This window comes from Pseudomonas sp. SbOxS1 (assembly GCF_013416725.1).
Taxonomy (GTDB): Bacteria; Pseudomonadota; Gammaproteobacteria; order Pseudomonadales; family Pseudomonadaceae; genus Aquipseudomonas.
This window is the reverse complement of sequence record NZ_JAAVXC010000003.1, coordinates 90735-107414: the sequence shown is the minus strand read 5'-3', so window position 1 is coordinate 107414 and position 16680 is coordinate 90735. Positions and strand designations below refer to the sequence as shown.

At 60.5% G+C, this 16680-nt stretch carries 14 protein-coding genes; 12 read left to right on the top strand and 2 right to left on the bottom strand.

Annotation, left to right across the window (positions count from 1 at the left end):
* Positions 1-2: 2 nt before the first annotated feature.
* A complete protein-coding gene (locus HFK74_RS04700) occupies positions 3-539 on the bottom strand; it encodes an ATP-dependent zinc protease (protein ID WP_180202553.1) in 537 nt (178 codons plus the stop codon).
* Between the two features lie 302 nt (positions 540-841).
* On the opposite strand from HFK74_RS04700, the gene HFK74_RS04695 reads away from it, so the two are divergent.
* From HFK74_RS04695 to prpD, 6 genes are all read left to right on the top strand, one after another.
* Complete coding sequence (locus tag HFK74_RS04695) at positions 842-1558, top strand: GntR family transcriptional regulator (RefSeq protein WP_177325082.1); 717 nt, start codon at positions 842-844, stop codon at positions 1556-1558.
* Entirely contained in the window at positions 1555-2445 is an 891-nt protein-coding gene (gene prpB / locus HFK74_RS04690; protein WP_008061726.1) for a methylisocitrate lyase, read from the top strand. Before HFK74_RS04695 ends, prpB begins: the two co-directional genes overlap by 4 nt.
* A 41-nt stretch (positions 2446-2486) precedes the next feature.
* Positions 2487-3614, top strand: a complete 1128-nt coding sequence (gene prpC, locus HFK74_RS04685; protein WP_008061724.1) for a 2-methylcitrate synthase — start codon at positions 2487-2489, stop codon at positions 3612-3614.
* Positions 3615-3818: 204 nt separating this feature from the next.
* Positions 3819-6413: a Fe/S-dependent 2-methylisocitrate dehydratase AcnD gene (gene acnD / locus HFK74_RS04680; RefSeq protein ID WP_180202552.1), complete on the top strand. Its 2595-nt coding sequence runs from the start codon at positions 3819-3821 to the stop codon at positions 6411-6413.
* Positions 6414-6469: 56 nt separating this feature from the next.
* Positions 6470-7660, top strand: coding sequence for a 2-methylaconitate cis-trans isomerase PrpF (gene prpF / locus HFK74_RS04675; RefSeq protein WP_180202551.1), 1191 nt, complete (start codon positions 6470-6472; stop codon positions 7658-7660).
* Positions 7661-7803: 143 nt separating this feature from the next.
* Complete coding sequence (gene prpD / locus HFK74_RS04670) at positions 7804-9288, top strand: 2-methylcitrate dehydratase (RefSeq protein ID WP_180202550.1); 1485 nt, start codon at positions 7804-7806, stop codon at positions 9286-9288.
* Between the two features lie 118 nt (positions 9289-9406).
* Here prpD and HFK74_RS04665 read toward each other — a convergent pair whose 3' ends face one another.
* A complete protein-coding gene (locus tag HFK74_RS04665) occupies positions 9407-10225 on the bottom strand; it encodes a pyruvate, water dikinase regulatory protein (protein ID WP_180202549.1) in 819 nt (272 codons plus the stop codon).
* Between the two features lie 174 nt (positions 10226-10399).
* On the opposite strand from HFK74_RS04665, the gene ppsA reads away from it, so the two are divergent.
* The 6 genes from ppsA (at position 10400) to HFK74_RS04635 (ending at position 16657) form a co-directional block, all read left to right on the top strand.
* A complete protein-coding gene (gene ppsA, locus HFK74_RS04660; RefSeq protein ID WP_180202548.1) occupies positions 10400-12775 on the top strand; it encodes a phosphoenolpyruvate synthase in 2376 nt (791 codons plus the stop codon).
* Between the two features lie 94 nt (positions 12776-12869).
* On the top strand, positions 12870-13859 hold the full coding sequence (locus tag HFK74_RS04655) for an alpha/beta fold hydrolase (protein WP_180202547.1): 990 nt from the start codon (positions 12870-12872) through the stop codon (positions 13857-13859).
* A 137-nt stretch (positions 13860-13996) separates the two neighbouring features.
* Positions 13997-14488, top strand: a complete 492-nt coding sequence (gene rraA / locus HFK74_RS04650; RefSeq protein ID WP_008061717.1) for a ribonuclease E activity regulator RraA — start codon at positions 13997-13999, stop codon at positions 14486-14488.
* A gap of 34 nt (positions 14489-14522) precedes the next feature.
* Positions 14523-15518: a zinc transporter ZntB gene (locus HFK74_RS04645; protein ID WP_180202546.1), complete on the top strand. Its 996-nt coding sequence runs from the start codon at positions 14523-14525 to the stop codon at positions 15516-15518.
* Positions 15519-15581: 63 nt separating this feature from the next.
* On the top strand, positions 15582-15830 hold the full coding sequence (locus HFK74_RS04640; RefSeq protein WP_020801096.1) for a hypothetical protein: 249 nt from the start codon (positions 15582-15584) through the stop codon (positions 15828-15830).
* 2 nt (positions 15831-15832) lie between these two features.
* Complete coding sequence (locus HFK74_RS04635) at positions 15833-16657, top strand: mechanosensitive ion channel domain-containing protein (RefSeq protein ID WP_008048604.1); 825 nt, start codon at positions 15833-15835, stop codon at positions 16655-16657.
* Positions 16658-16680: the final 23 nt, after the last annotated feature.

Here is a 16680-nt window from a genome sequence, read left to right as displayed (position 1 = left end):
AATTACTCGGCGGTATGAGCGTCGGCGGCGCAGGCGGGTTTGCCAGCAGCGTATTTAAGACTGGGGTCGACCAGCGCATCGAAGCGTTTTAATGCTTCGGAGCCGATCAAAAGCGGATATTGGAACGCACTACGGTCGGTCAGGTTCACTTCGATGCTGCGTAAAGCTGAACCCATGCAGATATCCAGCTCAATCACGGGACGGGCGGTGTACTTCTTGCCCTCTTCCGGATCGTAGTCACCGGCCCGGCGCTTGATCTTGCTGACGCGGGCCAGCGGTCGTTCGATCGGGTGCGAATGGGCGGCGTCGATAGCCAGGTAGAAGCGCACCCAGGACTCGCCATTGCGTTTGAAACGCTTGATGTCGCGGGCACTCAGGGACGCGGTTTTCGCCCCGGTATCGAGTTTGGCGGCCACTTCGAGGTCGATGCCGCCCAGCGATGCGTATTCATTGAGACCGTACACGGTCTTTTCCCCTGCGACGGCGAAACCGGACAGGCAAAGAAGAAAAAGAAAGATCGGGAAGGGCTTGAGTCTCATAAATCCTGGTGCGCAGCGGTCTGTTCTTTGATTCAAGACCCTGGCATCGCTGCGCAAGCTCCTCGTATGCCTATCAGCTATTTATGACAGACAGTGCAGATGTGACAAACAAATGCGGGCGGCATTCTAGCACGGCAGGTTGATGGCGCCAGCGCTGCCGGGCGGCGATGGGCAGAGGGCTCTGCTTTGTTATGGTGCGGGCGGTTATTAGACGATTGTCGACAATATCTAATTATCCTTTGACTGTGGCGGCAGTTTTGGTTAGTTTTTGCCGCACTAGCTTTCAAGGTGTCGACAATATGCTGGATCAACTGGCTCCCCCGCTTACCGCCCAGGACGACTCGGAAACCCTTTCCGAAAACGTCTTCCGGCGCATTCAGGCGGCCATCGTCAAGGGTGAGATCGCCCCGGGCAGCAAAATCTCCGAGCCGGAGCTGGCCCGTACCTACGGCATTAGCCGTGGCCCGTTGCGCGAAGCCATCCACCGCCTGGAAGGCCAGCGCCTGCTGGTGCGCGTGCCGCACGTCGGTGCGCGGGTGGTGTCGCTCAACCATGCCGAGTTGCTGGAGCTCTACGAGATCCGCGAATCCCTCGAAGGCATGGCCTGTCGCCTGGCCGCCGAGCGCATGAGCGTCGAGGAAATCGACGAACTGCGCCGGGTCCTTGAAACCCACGAGCGCGACGAAGCCTTCCAGGCTGGCCGCGGCTACTACCAGCAGGAAGGCGATTTCGACTTCCACTACCGGATTATCCAGGGCAGCGGTAACCGCACCCTGACGCAAATGCTTTGCGGCGAGCTCTATCAACTGGTGCGGATGTACCGCATCCAGTTTTCCACCACGCCCAATCGCCCGCACCAGGCCTTTGCCGAACACCACCGAATTCTCGATGCCATCGCCGACCGTGACGGTGAACTGGCCGAGTTGTTGATGCGCCGTCACATCGGCGCCTCCAAACGCAATATCGCCCGTCATTACCAGGACGGCGCTAACCCGACAGCCAAACGAGGTGAGTCATGAGTTTGAACAAGAGCACACCAGGCCAGCGTTTCCGCGATGCGGTCGCCAGCGAGCATCCATTGCAAGTGGTCGGCGCGATCAACGCCAACCACGCACTGCTGGCCAAGCGCGCCGGTTTCAAGGCGATCTACCTGTCCGGTGGCGGGGTGGCTGCTGGCTCCCTCGGCGTACCGGACCTGGGCATCACCGGCCTGGATGACGTGCTGACCGACGTGCGCCGCATCACCGACGTCTGCGACCTGCCGCTGCTGGTGGACGTGGACACCGGTTTCGGCTCCTCGGCGTTCAACGTCGCCCGTACCGTCAAGTCGATGATCAAGTTTGGCGCGGCGGCGATTCACATCGAAGACCAGGTGGGTGCCAAGCGTTGCGGTCACCGTCCTAACAAGGAAATCGTGACCCAGCAGGAAATGGTCGATCGCATCAAAGCCGCGGTCGATGCCCGTACCGATGACAGCTTCGTGATCATGGCCCGTACCGACGCCCTCGCGGTGGAAGGCCTGGAATCGGCACTGGATCGCGCCGCGGCGTGCATCGAGGCCGGTGCCGACATGGTGTTCCCGGAAGCCATCACCGAACTCGAAATGTACAAACTGTTCGCCAGCCGTGTGAAAGCGCCGATCCTGGCCAACATCACCGAATTCGGCGCGACGCCGCTGTACACCACCGAGCAACTCGCCGCTGCCGACGTGTCCCTGGTGCTGTACCCGCTGTCGGCCTTCCGCGCCATGAACAAGGCCGCGGAAAATGTCTACACCGCGATCCGCCGCGACGGCACGCAACAGAACGTCATCGACACCATGCAGACCCGCATGGAACTTTACGATCGCATCGACTACCACACCTTCGAGCAGAAGCTCGATGCGTTGTTTGCGGCGAAGAAGTAAGTCGGATAACTCCCTAACAAAATTAAAAATTGGAGGCAGAAATGGCCGAAGCAAAAGTACTCAGTGGCGCCGGGCTCCGTGGCCAGGTTGCCGGGCAAACCGCACTGTCCACCGTGGGCCAGTCCGGCGCAGGCCTGACCTATCGCGGCTACGACGTCCGCGAACTGGCGGCTGACGCACAATTTGAAGAAGTCGCTTACCTGCTGCTGTACGGCGAACTGCCGACCAAGGCACAACTGGCGGCCTACATCAGCAAACTGAGCAAGCTGCGCGACCTGCCGCAAGCGCTCAAGGAAGTGCTGGAACGCATCCCCGCCGACGCCCACCCGATGGACGTGATGCGCACCGGCTGCTCGTTCCTGGGCAACCTGGAGCCGGAGAACGACTTCTCCGAACAGCACGACAAGACCGATCGCCTGCTGGCTGCTTTCCCGGCGATCATGACCTACTGGTACCGCTTCAGCCACGAAGGCAAGCGCATCGATTGCGTGAGCGACGAGCAGTCCATCGGTGGTCACTTCCTGCACCTGCTGCACGGCAAGAAGCCGAGCGAGCTGCACGTCAAGGTGATGAACGTTTCGCTGATCCTCTACGCGGAGCACGAATTCAACGCCTCGACCTTCACCGCGCGCGTGTGTGCCTCGACCCTGTCCGACCTGTTCTCCTGCATCACCGCGGCCATCGGATCGCTGCGCGGTCCACTGCACGGCGGCGCCAACGAAGCGGCGATGGAAATGATCGAACGCTTCAGCTCACCGGAAGACGCGATCAAGGGCACCCTCGGCATGCTCGAACGCAAGGACAAGATCATGGGCTTCGGCCACGCGATCTATAAGGACAGCGATCCGCGCAACGAGGTGATCAAGGGCTGGTCGAAAAAACTCGCCGACGAAGTGGGCGACAAAGTGCTGTTCCCGGTCTCCGAAGCCATCGACAAGACCATGTGGGAGCAGAAGAAGCTGTTCCCGAACGCCGACTTCTACCATGCCTCGGCGTACCACTTCATGGGCATCCCGACCAAGTTGTTCACACCGATCTTTGTCTGCTCGCGCCTGACCGGCTGGGCGGCCCACGTGTACGAACAACGTGCCAACAACCGCATCATCCGCCCGAGCGCCGAGTACACCGGCGTCGAACAGCGCAAGTTCGTGCCAATCGAACAACGCTGAATGGTGGTGACGCCTGCACGGGTTACTGAATGAACCGGTGACCTTGTAGGAGCTGGCTTGCCAGCGAAAGCGATTTGCCATTCAACATTTATGTTGCCTGAGCCACCGCATTCGCTGGCAAGCCAGCTCCTACAGAGGTCCGTGAATCCTCAGAAACCGTGCCAGGCCCCACCCTTTGAAACTACCGTGACCGAGTCCTGACCGATGAACACAGAATTCCGTAAACCGCTGCCCGGCAGCCACCTGGATTACTTCGACGTCCGCGCGGCAGTCGAGGCCATCCAGCCCGGCGCCTATGACACCCTGCCGTACACCTCCCGCGTGCTGGCGGAAAACCTGGTGCGTCGCTGTGACCCGGCCACGCTGACCGAATCCCTGAAGCAATTCATCGAGCGCAAGCGCGACCTCGACTTCCCGTGGTTCCCGGCCCGTGTGGTGTGCCACGACATTCTTGGCCAGACCGCGCTGGTGGACCTCGCCGGCCTGCGTGACGCCATCGCCCAGCAGGGCGGTGACCCGGCGCAAGTCAACCCGGTGGTGCCGACGCAACTGATCGTCGACCACTCCCTGGCCGTCGAGCGCGGTGGCTTCGATCCGGAGGCGTTCGAGAAGAACCGCGCCATCGAAGACCGTCGCAACGAAGACCGTTTCCACTTCATCAACTGGACCAAGAAGGCGTTCAAGAACGTCGACGTGATCCCGCCGGGCAACGGCATCATGCACCAGATCAACCTGGAGAAAATGTCTCCGGTGATCCAGGTGCGCGACGGCGTGGCCTTCCCTGATACCTGCGTCGGCACCGACAGCCACACCCCGCACGTCGATGCGCTGGGCGTGATCGCCATCGGTGTCGGTGGCCTGGAAGCCGAAAGCGTGATGCTTGGCCGCGCATCGTGGATGCGCCTGCCGGAAAGCGTCGGCGTCGAGCTCACCGGCAAGCTGCAACCGGGCATCACCGCCACCGACATGGTGCTGGCGTTGACCGAGTTCCTGCGCAAGCAAAAAGTCGTCGGTGCCTGGCTGGAGTTCTTCGGCGAAGGCGCCGCGGCCCTGACCCTGGGCGACCGCGCGACCATTTCCAACATGGCCCCGGAATACGGCGCCACCGCGGCGATGTTCTATATCGACCAGCAGACCATCGACTACCTCAAGCTCACCGGTCGTGAAGACGAGCAGGTGCAGCTGGTCGAGAACTACGCCAAGACCACGGGCCTGTGGGCCGACAGCCTGAAAGGCGCGCAGTACGAGCGCGGCCTGACCTTCGACCTGTCTTCAGTAGTGCGCAACATGGCCGGCCCGAGCAACCCGCACGCCCGTGTAGCGGTGTCGGATCTGGCCGCCAAAGGCATCTCCGGCCAGTGGGAAGATGTGCCCGGCCAAATGCCGGACGGCGCGGTGATCATCGCCGCCATCACCAGCTGCACCAACACCAGTAACCCGCGCAACGTGATTGCCGCCGGCCTGCTGGCGCGCAACGCCAACCAGCTGGGCCTGACCCGCAAGCCGTGGGTCAAGTCGTCCCTGGCACCGGGCTCGAAAACCGTGGCCCTGTACCTCGACGAAGCTGGCCTGACCGATGAGCTGGAGCAACTTGGTTTCGGGGTCGTGGCCTTTGCCTGCACCACCTGCAACGGCATGTCCGGTGCACTGGATCCGGTGATCCAGCAAGAGATCATCGACCGCGACCTGTACGCCACCGCCGTGTTGTCCGGCAACCGCAACTTCGACGGGCGGATTCACCCGTACGCCAAGCAGGCGTTCCTGGCCTCGCCGCCACTGGTGGTCGCATACGCCATTGCCGGTACCATCCGTTTCGACATCGAAAAAGACGTGCTGGGTGTGGTCGACGGCAAGGAAATCCGCCTGAAGGACATCTGGCCGAGCGACGAAGAAATCGACGCCGTGGTGAAAGCCTCGGTGAAGCCGGAGCAGTTCCGCCAGGTCTACATCCCGATGTTCGCCATCCACGAAGACACCGGCCCGAAAGTCGCGCCGCTGTACGACTGGCGCGAAATGAGCACCTACATCCGCCGTCCGCCGTACTGGGAAGGCGCACTGGCCGGCGCGCGTCCGCTCAAGGGCATGCGCCCGCTGGCGGTGCTGCCGGACAACATCACCACCGATCACCTGTCGCCGTCCAACGCGATCATGCTCGACAGCGCCGCCGGCGAATACCTGGCGAAAATGGGCCTGCCGGAAGAGGACTTCAACTCTTACGCAACGCACCGTGGTGACCATCTGACCGCGCAGCGTGCAACCTTCGCCAACCCGAAACTGTTCAACGAAATGGTTGTGGAAAACGGCAAGGTCAAGCAGGGCTCCCTGGCCCGTGTCGAGCCGGAAGGCAAAGTGATGCGCATGTGGGAAGCCATTGAAACCTACATGGATCGCAAGCAGCCGCTGATCATCATCGCTGGCGCCGACTACGGTCAGGGTTCGTCCCGCGACTGGGCAGCGAAAGGCGTGCGCCTGGCGGGTGTGGAAGCGATTGCCGCCGAAGGTTTCGAGCGCATTCACCGCACCAACCTGGTGGGCATGGGCGTGTTGCCGCTGGAGTTCAAGCCGGGCACCAACCGTCACACCCTGGCCATTGACGGCAGCGAAACCTACGACGTGATCGGCGATCGCACGCCGCGTGCCGAGCTGACGCTGGTGATCCATCGCAAGAACGGCGAGCGCGTCGATGTGCCGGTGACCTGCCGCCTCGACACCGCTGAAGAAGTGTCGATCTACGAGGCCGGTGGCGTGCTGCAACGCTTCGCCCAGGACTTCCTCGAAGAATCGGCGGTTGCCGTCTAACACAGGCTTGCAGGCACGGGACTTCGGGTCCCGTGCCTGTTTTTGAAGGAGCACTCATGTCTCACGCACCGCAAATCAAGATCCCCGCTACCTACATGCGTGGCGGCACCAGTAAAGGCGTGTTCTTCAGCCTGAAAGACCTGCCAGAAGTAGCGCAGGTACCAGGCCCGGCCCGCGACGCCCTGTTGTTGCGCGTGATCGGCAGCCCCGACCCCTACGACAAACAAATCGACGGCATGGGCGGCGCGACGTCCAGCACCAGCAAAACCGTGATCCTGTCGAAAAGCATCAAGGCCGATCACGACGTCGATTACCTGTTCGGCCAGGTGTCGATCGACAAGCCATTCGTCGACTGGAGCGGCAACTGCGGCAACCTGACCGCAGCGGTCGGTTCGTTCGCCATCAGCAACGGCCTGGTGGACGCCAGCCGCATCCCGCACAACGGCATCGCCGTGGTGCGCGTATGGCAGGCCAACATCGGCAAGACCATCATCGCCCACGTGCCGATCACCAACGGCGAAGTGCAGGAAACCGGTGATTTCGAACTCGACGGCGTGACCTTCCCGGCGGCGGAAGTGCAGGTCGAATTCCTCGATCCGGCAGCGGAAGAAGAGGGCGGTGGCGGTTCGATGTTCCCTACCGGTAACCTGGTGGATGACCTGGAAGTGCCCGGTGTCGGGACCTTCAAGGCAACCATGATCAACGCCGGTATCCCGACCATCTTCGTCAATGCCGAAGACATCGGCTACAAGGGAACCGAGTTGCAAGGCGCGATCAACGGCGATCCGAAAGCACTGCAGATGTTCGAAACCATTCGTGCCTACGGTGCACTGCGCATGGGCCTGATTTCCAACATCGACGAAGCGGCCAAGCGACAGCACACGCCGAAGGTGGCGTTCGTCGCCAAGCCGGCCGACTACGTGTCGTCCAGCGGCAAAGCGGTGGCGGCGGGCGATGTCGACCTGCTGGTGCGCGCGCTGTCCATGGGTAAGCTGCACCACGCGATGATGGGCACGGCGGCAGTGGCCATCGGCACCGCGGCGGCGATTTCCGGGACGCTGGTGAACCTCGCGGCCGGCGGTGTTGAACGCAACGCGGTGCGCTTTGGCCACCCGTCGGGCACCTTGCGCGTTGGCGCCGAGGCTAGCCAGGTGAACGGCGAATGGACCGTGAACAAGGCCATCATGAGCCGCAGTGCACGGGTGTTGATGGAAGGTTACGTCCGCGTGCCGGGCGATTCTTTCTAAGCGACACCGCCCCTGTAGGAGCCCCCTGTAGGAGCTGGCTTGCCAGCGAAGAGGCCGTCAAATTCAACATTATTGTTCTATTTGAAAACGCTTTCGCTGCGATGCGGCGATCCGACAAGCCAGCTCCTACAGGAGAATCGAACATGAGCGCCAACGTCGACCTCAACAACCGCCCCGACTACGACCAGGTCCTGCAGGACATTGCCGACTACGTCCTCAACTACAGGATCGAATCCGCAGAGGCGCTGGATACCGCGCGCAACTGCCTGATCGATACCTTGGGCTGCGGCCTGCTGGCCCTGCGTTTTCCCGAGTGCACCAAGCACCTGGGGCCTGTGGTCGAAGGCACCGTCGTGCCATTCGGCGCCCGGGTACCCGGCACCAGTTATCGGCTCGATCCGGTCAAGGCCGCATGGGACATTGGCTGCATCGTGCGCTGGCTCGACTACAACGACACCTGGCTCGCCGCCGAGTGGGGCCATCCGTCGGATAACCTTGGCGGCATTCTGGCGGTGGCGGACCACCTGTCGCAAAAGCGCCTGGCCAATGGCGAAGCACCGCTGACCGTTCGTACGGTGCTCGAAGCGATGATCATGGCCCACGAAATCCAGGGCGTGATGGCGCTGGAAAACTCGTTCAATCGCGTCGGCCTCGATCACGTCATCCTGGTGAAAGTCGCCTCGACCGCGGTCACTGCCAAGCTCATGGGCGCCAATCGTGAGCAGATGCTCTCGGCGTTGTCCCACGCTTTTGCCGATGGCCAGGCATTGCGCACCTACCGCCATGCGCCGAATGCCGGGTCGCGAAAGTCCTGGGCGGCGGGCGACGCCTCCAGTCGTGGTGTGCGCCTGGCGGACATCGCCATGCGTGGCGAGATGGGCATTCCCGGGGTGTTGAGTGCCAAGCAATGGGGCTTTTACGACGTGCTGTTCAGCCACACCAACAACGACCTGGCGCTCAAGCCGGAAGACAAGCGCCAGTTCAGCTTCTCGCGGCCATACGGCAGTTATGTGATGGAAAACGTGCTGTTCAAGATCAGTTTTCCCGCTGAATTCCACGCGCAAACCGCCTGTGAAGCGGCGGTGACCCTGCACCCGCAAGTGCGCAACCGCCTGCACGAAATCGACAAGATCGTCATCACCACCCATCAATCGGCGATCCGCATCATTTCCAAGGTCGGCCCGCTGGCCAATGCCGCCGACCGTGATCACTGCATCCAGTACATGACGGCGGTGCCACTGGCCTTCGGCAATCTGGTGGCCGAGCACTATGAAGATGATTTTCACAAGGCGCATCCGATCATCGATGTGCTGCGCGACAAGATGGTCATCGTCGAAAGCCCGGATTACACCCGTGAATACCTGGAAGCCGACAAGCGCTCGATCGCCAATGCCATCCAGGTGTTTTTCAAGGACGGCACCAGCACCGGGAACGCGATTGTGGAGTACCCGATTGGTCACCGTCGGCGCCGTGCCGAGGGCATTCCGTTGTTGGAGGAGAAGTTCAGGGCGAACCTGCTGACACGATTTACCGGGCAGCGTAGCGAGGAGATTTTTGCGTTGTGCAAGGATCAGGCAGCGCTTGAAGCGACGCCTGTTAATCGGTTTGTGGATTTGTTTGTTATCTAGGAGACCGCGTTATCGTTCAATCGCGAGCAGGCTGGCTCCCACAGGGGATATGCGGAGAACACAAATCAACTGTGGGAGCCAGCCTGCTGGCGATGAGGCCGGAACAGGCGATAGAGATTTATTTGAAGCGCCGCTCCACACCTTTCTCCACCAGGATTTTCGCGGAAATCTCTTCCACCGAAAAATGCGTGGAGTTGATATTCGGAATGTTCTCGCGGCGAAACAGGTTTTCCACCTCGCGCACTTCGAATTCGCACTGGGCGTAGCTCGAATAGCGGCTGTTGGGCTTGCGCTCGTTGCGGATCGCGGTGAGGCGGTCGGGATCGATGGTCAGGCCGAACAGCTTGTGCTGGTGGGCGCGCAGGGCGTTGGGCAGTTGCAGGCGCTCCATGTCGTCTTCGGTCAGCGGGTAGTTGGCCGCGCGGATGCCGAATTGCATGGCCATGTACAGGCAGGTCGGGGTCTTGCCGCAGCGCGACACGCCTACCAGGATCAGGTCGGCCTTGTCGTAATAATGCGTGCGGGCACCGTCGTCGTTGTCGAGGGCGAAGTTCACCGCCTCGATACGCTCCATGTAATTGGTGTTGGCGCCGATGGAGTGGGATTTGCCCACGGTATAGGAGGAATGCTCGGTCAATTCCTGTTCAAGCGGCGCTAGGAACGTCGAGAAAATGTCGATCATGAAACCATTGGAAGTCGCGAGGATCTCACGAATGTCCTGATTGACGATGGTATCGAAGATAATCGGACGGAAGCCGTCGGTTTCGGCGGCTTTGTTGATTTGTTGTACCATGGCCCGCGCTTTATCCACGCTGTCGATGTACGGCCGCGTGAATTTGCTGAAGGTAATGTTTTCGAACTGCGCCAGGAGGCTTTGACCCAGGGTTTCGGCGGTGATGCCGGTGCCATCGGAGATAAAGAAAGCAGATCGTTTCATTTGCACCTTGGGCCTTAAGCTAATGAGCATTCTTGGATATGATAGGCGCGATTTGCCGGCCGCCAATGGCCCGCATTCTCACTTATTTTCCAGGTCCAGGCCATACAGCTGGCAAATGCTCCCCCGAGCAGCCGGCTTCTGAGCTTTTCCAACACAGTTAGTGGAGAGATCACCTTGGTAGAGTACGTAGTTTCCCTCGATAAGCTCGGCAAACACGATGTTGAGCATGTGGGGGGCAAGAACGCATCCCTGGGCGAGATGATCAGCAATCTTGCGGGTGCCGGTGTATCGGTACCCGGTGGCTTCGCCACGACCGCTCAGGCATATCGTGATTTCCTGGAACTGAGCGGCCTGAACCAGCAGATTCATGACGCCCTGGATGCCCTGGACGTCGACGACGTGAATGCCCTGGCCAAGACCGGCGCCCAGATCCGCCAATGGATCATGGAAGCCGAGTTCCCGGAAAAACTGAATACCGAAATCCGCACCGCGTTCGCCGCGCTGTCCGCCGGTAACCCCGACGTGGCCGTGGCCGTGCGCTCTTCTGCTACCGCCGAAGACTTGCCCGATGCGTCCTTCGCCGGTCAGCAGGAAACCTTCCTGAACATCCGTGGTGTCGAAAACGTCATTCGCGCCGCCAAGGAAGTGTTTGCCTCCCTTTTCAACGATCGCGCGATTTCCTATCGCGTGCACCAGGGCTTCGACCACAAGTTGGTAGCCCTGTCGGCCGGCGTACAGCGCATGGTCCGCTCCGAAACCGGCACCGCCGGCGTGATGTTCACCCTCGATACCGAATCGGGCTTCCGTGACGTGGTGTTCATCACCGGCGCTTACGGCCTGGGTGAAACCGTCGTACAAGGTGCGGTGAACCCGGATGAATTCTACGTCCACAAAGGCACCCTGGCCGCCGGTCGCCCGGCGATCCTGCGCCGCAACCTGGGCAGCAAGGCCATCAAGATGATCTACGGCGACGAGGCCAAGGCCGGTCGTTCGGTCAAGACCGTCGATGTCGACAAGGCCGAACGTGCGCGTTTCTGCCTGACCGACGCCGAAGTCAGCGAGCTGGCCAAGCAGGCGATGATCATCGAGAAGCACTACCAGTGCCCGATGGACATCGAGTGGGCCAAGGACGGTGACGACGGCAAGCTGTACATCGTGCAGGCCCGTCCGGAAACCGTGAAGAGCCGCACCCAGGCCAACGTCATGGAACGTTACCTGTTGAAGGAAACCGGCACCGTGCTGGTGGAAGGCCGTGCCATTGGCCAGCGCATCGGCGCCGGCAAGGTGCGCATCATCAAGGACGTGTCCGAGATGGACAAGGTCCAGCCAGGCGACGTACTGGTCTCCGACATGACCGACCCGGACTGGGAACCGGTCATGAAGCGCGCCAGCGCCATCGTCACCAACCGTGGCGGCCGTACCTGCCACGCGGCGATCATCGCCCGTGAGCTGGGCATCCCGGCCGTGGTCGGCTGCGGCAACGCCACCCAGCTGTTGAAAGACGGCCAGGGCGTGACTGTTTCCTGCGCTGAAGGCGACACCGGTTTCATCTTCGAAGGCGAACTGGGCTTCGACATCAAGAAGAACTCCGTGGATGCCATGCCGGAGCTGCCGTTCAAGATCATGATGAACGTCGGCAACCCGGACCGCGCCTTTGACTTCGCACAGCTGCCGAACGCCGGTGTGGGCCTGGCCCGCCTGGAGTTCATCATCAACCGTATGATCGGCGTGCACCCTAAAGCGCTGCTGAACTACGACGGCCTGCCGCAGGACATCAAGGAAAGCGTCGACAAGCGCATCGCCGGCTACAACGATCCGGTCGGCTTCTACGTCGAGAAACTGGTCGAAGGCATCAGCACCCTGGCGGCTGCGTTCTATCCGAAAAAGGTCATCGTGCGTCTGTCGGACTTCAAGTCCAACGAATACGCCAACCTGATCGGCGGCAAGCTCTACGAGCCGGAAGAAGAGAACCCGATGCTGGGCTTCCGTGGCGCCTCGCGTTACATCAGCGAGTCGTTCCGCGACTGCTTCGAGCTCGAGTGCCGTGCCCTCAAGCGCGTGCGCAACGAGATGGGCCTGACCAACGTCGAAATCATGGTGCCGTTCGTCCGTACCCTCGGCGAAGCGAGCCAGGTGGTGGACCTGCTGGCCGAAAACGGCCTGGCCCGTGGCGACAACGGTCTGCGCGTCATCATGATGTGCGAACTGCCGTCCAACGCGATCCTGGCTGAAGAATTCCTCGAATTCTTCGATGGCTTCTCCATCGGCTCCAACGACCTGACCCAGCTCACCCTGGGCCTGGACCGTGACTCCGGGATCATCGCGCACCTGTTCGACGAGCGAAATCCTGCGGTCAAGAAGCTGCTGGCCAACGCGATTGCCGCCTGCAACAAGGCTGGCAAGTACATCGGCATTTGCGGTCAGGGCCCTTCGGACCACCCGGACCTGGCCAAGTGGCTGATGGAGCAGGGCATCGAAAGCGTTTCGTTGAACCCCGATTCCGTACTGGAAACCTGGTTCTTCCTGGCGGAAGGTCAAGCGCAAGCTTGATGGTGTGAACGGCTCGCTCCTACACGGGGCGGAGCCTTTGAGATTCAAGCAGGGCGGGCTCCTTCGGATGCCGCCCTTTTTTGTGCAAGAGATTATGCAAAGCAGCAGCAACCTGTTTCCTGTCGCCCTGATCAGCGCCGAGCGGCGCGGTGATCTGAGCGAAGATGTCTACCGGTTGAAACCCGGTAACAGCCCCGACGGCACCGTAGAATTGGCGGTGACGCGCCTTGGCATGGCTGATGAATCGGCATCCCGTGGCGTGCCGGTGATCCTGTTGCACGGCAGTTTTTCCAATCGGCGTTTCTGGTTCTCCCCCAAGGGGCTGGGCCTGGGGGCCTATCTGACGCGCCTGGGGTTCGATGTCTGGATCGCGGAAATGCGTGGTCACGGCCTGTCCCGGCGCAACCAGAACTATCGCAAGAACCGTGTTGCCGACTACGCGCGTTACGATCTGCCAGCCATCGGCGCGTTCGTGCGCGAGCAAAGCGGCCAGGTCCCGCACTGGATCGGCCATTCGCTGGGCGGTATCACCCTGGCGGCGGCGTTGGGCGGCCAATACATTGGCGAGCCCGTGGTGGCGTCCGCGGCGTTTTTTGGCACGCAAGTCAGCCGTACCTACTGGCCGCTGAAGATTCCACCGGTGGAGTGGAGCGGTCGTTTCATCCTCAAGCGCTTTGCCCAGTTGTCCGGTTCACGGCTCAGGCGTGGCCCGGAGGACGAGCCGATTGGCCTGGCCCTGGAAAGCATGCGCTGGTACGGTCTGTTCGGACGCTTTGGCGATGCCGACAAGGACTGGTGGGCGGGCCTGGCCGAGGTCGGGATGCCAGCGCTGGCGGTGAGTGCCGCGGGTGATCATCAGGACCCGGCCTGGGCTTGTCGCAAGCTGTTCGACCAACTGGGTTCCGAGCACAAGCAATTCATCAACCTGGGGCGCGAGCAAGGTTTTACCGATAATTTCGGTCATGTGGAAATGTTGGTCAGCAAAGCTGCCCAGGCTGAAGTCTGGCCGTTGGTCGCTCGCTGGCTGGTGGATCAGCAAACGCCGTTGCTCGGTGATCAAGCGGATTTGGCCGCGGCGATCTAAGCTGGACGCTCTATCAAGGGCATTTCGCTCTGGTCGGGTTGCGGCTAAGATATGACGCATTGAGCTGTTCTGGTCATTTTCCGTGACTGAATCAGTAGTGATGTTCGTGCTTTCTTCCTCTTTACAGGAGTTTCTCGATGAACCATTACCTCACCCCTGACCTGTGCGACGCCTACCCGGAACTGGTGCAGGTGCTGGAACCGATGTTCAGCAATTTCGGTGGCCGGGACTCCTTCGGCGGCGAGATCGTGACCATCAAGTGCTTCGAAGACAACTCGCTGGTCAAGGAGCAAGCCGAGCTCAAGGGTAATGGCAAAGTGTTGGTGGTCGATGGTGGAGGCTCCCTGCGCCGGGCGTTGCTGGGCGATATGATCGCCGAGAAAGCCGCAAAAAACGGCTGGGAAGGGCTGGTGATCTACGGTTGCATCCGTGACGTCGACGTCATCGCGCAAACCGACCTGGGGGTCCAGGCATTGGCCAGCCACCCGATGAAAACCGACAAGCGCGGGATTGGCGACCTGAATGTTGCCGTGACCTTTGCCGGCGTGACCTTTCATCCCGGCCATTACATTTATGCGGACAACAACGGCGTGATCGTCTCGCCGAGCCCACTGAAGATGCCTGAGTAAGGTTCAGCCGATTTTTTTGAAGAATGGAATGCGGATGTTCGAGGAAGAAAACGCGCAGTGGGGGCTGGTACATGCCCTGGTGCTGGACGGTAAAGGCGGTGCGCGTTCGATAGCCCGGACAGAACTCGACGAATTGCAGCTGCAGGCCCACGAAAGCCTGTGGCTGCACTGGGATCGCAGTCACCCGCAAACCCAGACCTGGCTGCGCAAATCCAGCGGACTGAGTGAGTTCAGCTGCGACCTCTTGCTGGAAGAAAACACCCGTCCGCGTCTTCTACAGCTCTCCGACAGCGAACTGCTGCTATTTTTGCGCGGGGTAAACCTCAATCCGGGGGCTGAACCTGAAGACATGGTGTCGGTGCGCATCTTCGGCTCCGCCCAGCGGGTGATTTCCCTGCGATTGCGTCCGTTGCGCGCCACTGAGGAACTGCTGGTGCAACTCGAGGAGGGCAAGGGGCCAAAAACCGCCTCCGAACTCATTCTCTACATGGCTCAGTACCTCACCAACAAGGTGCAGGATCTGGTCAGTTGCCTCTCGGAAGTGGTCGATGAGGAAGAGGAAAGGCTGGATTCCGACGAACGGTATACTCCCGAGCACGGTGCTGTTTTGCAGATCCGTCGGCGGGCTGCTGCGTTGAAGCGGTTTCTCGCTCCGCAGCGGGACATTTTTGGTCAGCTTACGCGGATCAAACTGCCCTGGTTCGTCGAGGACGACGGGGATTACTGGAACGAATTGAACAACAGCCTGACCCGCTATCTTGAAGAGCTGGAATTAACCCGAGAGCGCGTGGGGCTGGTCCTGGAGACCGAAGACCGGCGATTGAGCGTGCGCATGAACCGCACCATGTATCGCTTCGGGATCATCACCGGGATTTTTTTGCCGATGAGTTTTTTGACCGGTCTTTTGGGGATCAACGTCGGGGGCATTCCATTTTCAGAAAGCCCCTATGGCTTCCTCGTCGCCTGCCTGCTGATGATCTCGGTGGCGCTCGGGCAGTGGTGGTTATTCCGACGTTTGCGCTGGGTTTGAATGTGCGCCATGTGACCCGGGTAAATTTGACCGCGTCTTTCACAGACATCACGAGAGGTGCGTATGCACGATCCGTTTGAACAGTCTTTGCGCGACATGCTCAAGGCATCACCGTCCACCCGGGACGACGATGCGTGCCTGGGGCGTGTCCTGAAAACCGCCAATCGCCAGGTTGGCGCCGGTGATTTGTTCAGCCTGCTGGGCCGCTGGTTGCCCGCCCTGATGATCGCCCTCAATAACGGCTCGGCCCATGTCGCGCCGGTCTCGCGTCTTCGTAAACCTACCGCTCGCACCGCTGATAAGGCTGATTGAATATGGAACTTGATCTCTGGACACAGAGCCTCGTCACTGCAATGACTGCGTTATGGACCAAGGTTGCGAACTTCATTCCGAACCTGTTTGGCGCACTGGTCGTGCTCCTGCTCGGCTTTGTCGTGGCCAAGCTGCTGGACACCCTGCTGTCGAAATTGCTCGCCAAACTGGGTCTGGATCGCCTGATGGGCGGTACCGGCTTGACCAAGTTGTTGTCCCGCGCCGGACTGCAGGTTCCTATCTCGACGCTGATCGGTAAAATCGTCTATTGGTTCGTTCTGCTGATTTTTCTGGTTTCTGCCGCAGAATCCCTTGGACTTGAGCGAGTTTCAGCTACGCTGGATATGCTTGCGTTGTATTTGCCGAAAGTATTCGGTGCGGCGCTGGTGCTGCTGGTGGGTGTCTTGCTCGCGCAATTGGCCAATGGGCTGGTACGCGGTGCGGCAGAAGGCGTAGGCCTGGACTACGCTTCGGGGCTTGGGAGAATTGCCCAGGGCCTGGTGATCATCATCAGTATCTCGGTCGCGATCAGCCAGTTGGAGGTCAAGACTGACCTGCTCAACCACGTGATCGTGATCGTATTGATTACCGTTGGTCTGGCGGTTGCGCTGGCCATGGGGTTGGGAAGCCGGGAAATTGCCGGTCAGATTCTTGCGGGAATCTATGTGCGTGAGTTGTACCAGGTTGGGCAACAAGTGCGAGTTGGAGAGGTCGAAGGGCAGATCGAAGAGATCGGCACGGTTAAAACTACATTGCTGACCGATGAGGGTGAGCTAGTCTCTCTTTCCAATCGGATCCTCCTCGAGCAGCATGTGAGTAGCCGCTAACCCGGCAAACCCTGCTAATGTAT

Coding starts and splice junctions, on each gene's coding strand:
- HFK74_RS04700 (WP_180202553.1), bottom strand. CDS start 539: ATGAGACTCAAGCCCTTCCCGATCTTTCTTTTTCTTCTTTGCCTGTCC.
- prpB (WP_008061726.1), top strand. CDS start 1,555: ATGAGTTTGAACAAGAGCACACCAGGCCAGCGTTTCCGCGATGCGGTC.
- prpC (WP_008061724.1), top strand. CDS start 2,487: ATGGCCGAAGCAAAAGTACTCAGTGGCGCCGGGCTCCGTGGCCAGGTT.
- acnD (WP_180202552.1), top strand. CDS start 3,819: ATGAACACAGAATTCCGTAAACCGCTGCCCGGCAGCCACCTGGATTAC.
- prpF (WP_180202551.1), top strand. CDS start 6,470: ATGTCTCACGCACCGCAAATCAAGATCCCCGCTACCTACATGCGTGGC.
- prpD (WP_180202550.1), top strand. CDS start 7,804: ATGAGCGCCAACGTCGACCTCAACAACCGCCCCGACTACGACCAGGTC.
- HFK74_RS04665 (WP_180202549.1), bottom strand. CDS start 10,225: ATGAAACGATCTGCTTTCTTTATCTCCGATGGCACCGGCATCACCGCC.
- HFK74_RS04655 (WP_180202547.1), top strand. CDS start 12,870: ATGCAAAGCAGCAGCAACCTGTTTCCTGTCGCCCTGATCAGCGCCGAG.
- rraA (WP_008061717.1), top strand. CDS start 13,997: ATGAACCATTACCTCACCCCTGACCTGTGCGACGCCTACCCGGAACTG.
- HFK74_RS04645 (WP_180202546.1), top strand. CDS start 14,523: ATGTTCGAGGAAGAAAACGCGCAGTGGGGGCTGGTACATGCCCTGGTG.
- HFK74_RS04640 (WP_020801096.1), top strand. CDS start 15,582: ATGCACGATCCGTTTGAACAGTCTTTGCGCGACATGCTCAAGGCATCA.
- HFK74_RS04635 (WP_008048604.1), top strand. CDS start 15,833: ATGGAACTTGATCTCTGGACACAGAGCCTCGTCACTGCAATGACTGCG.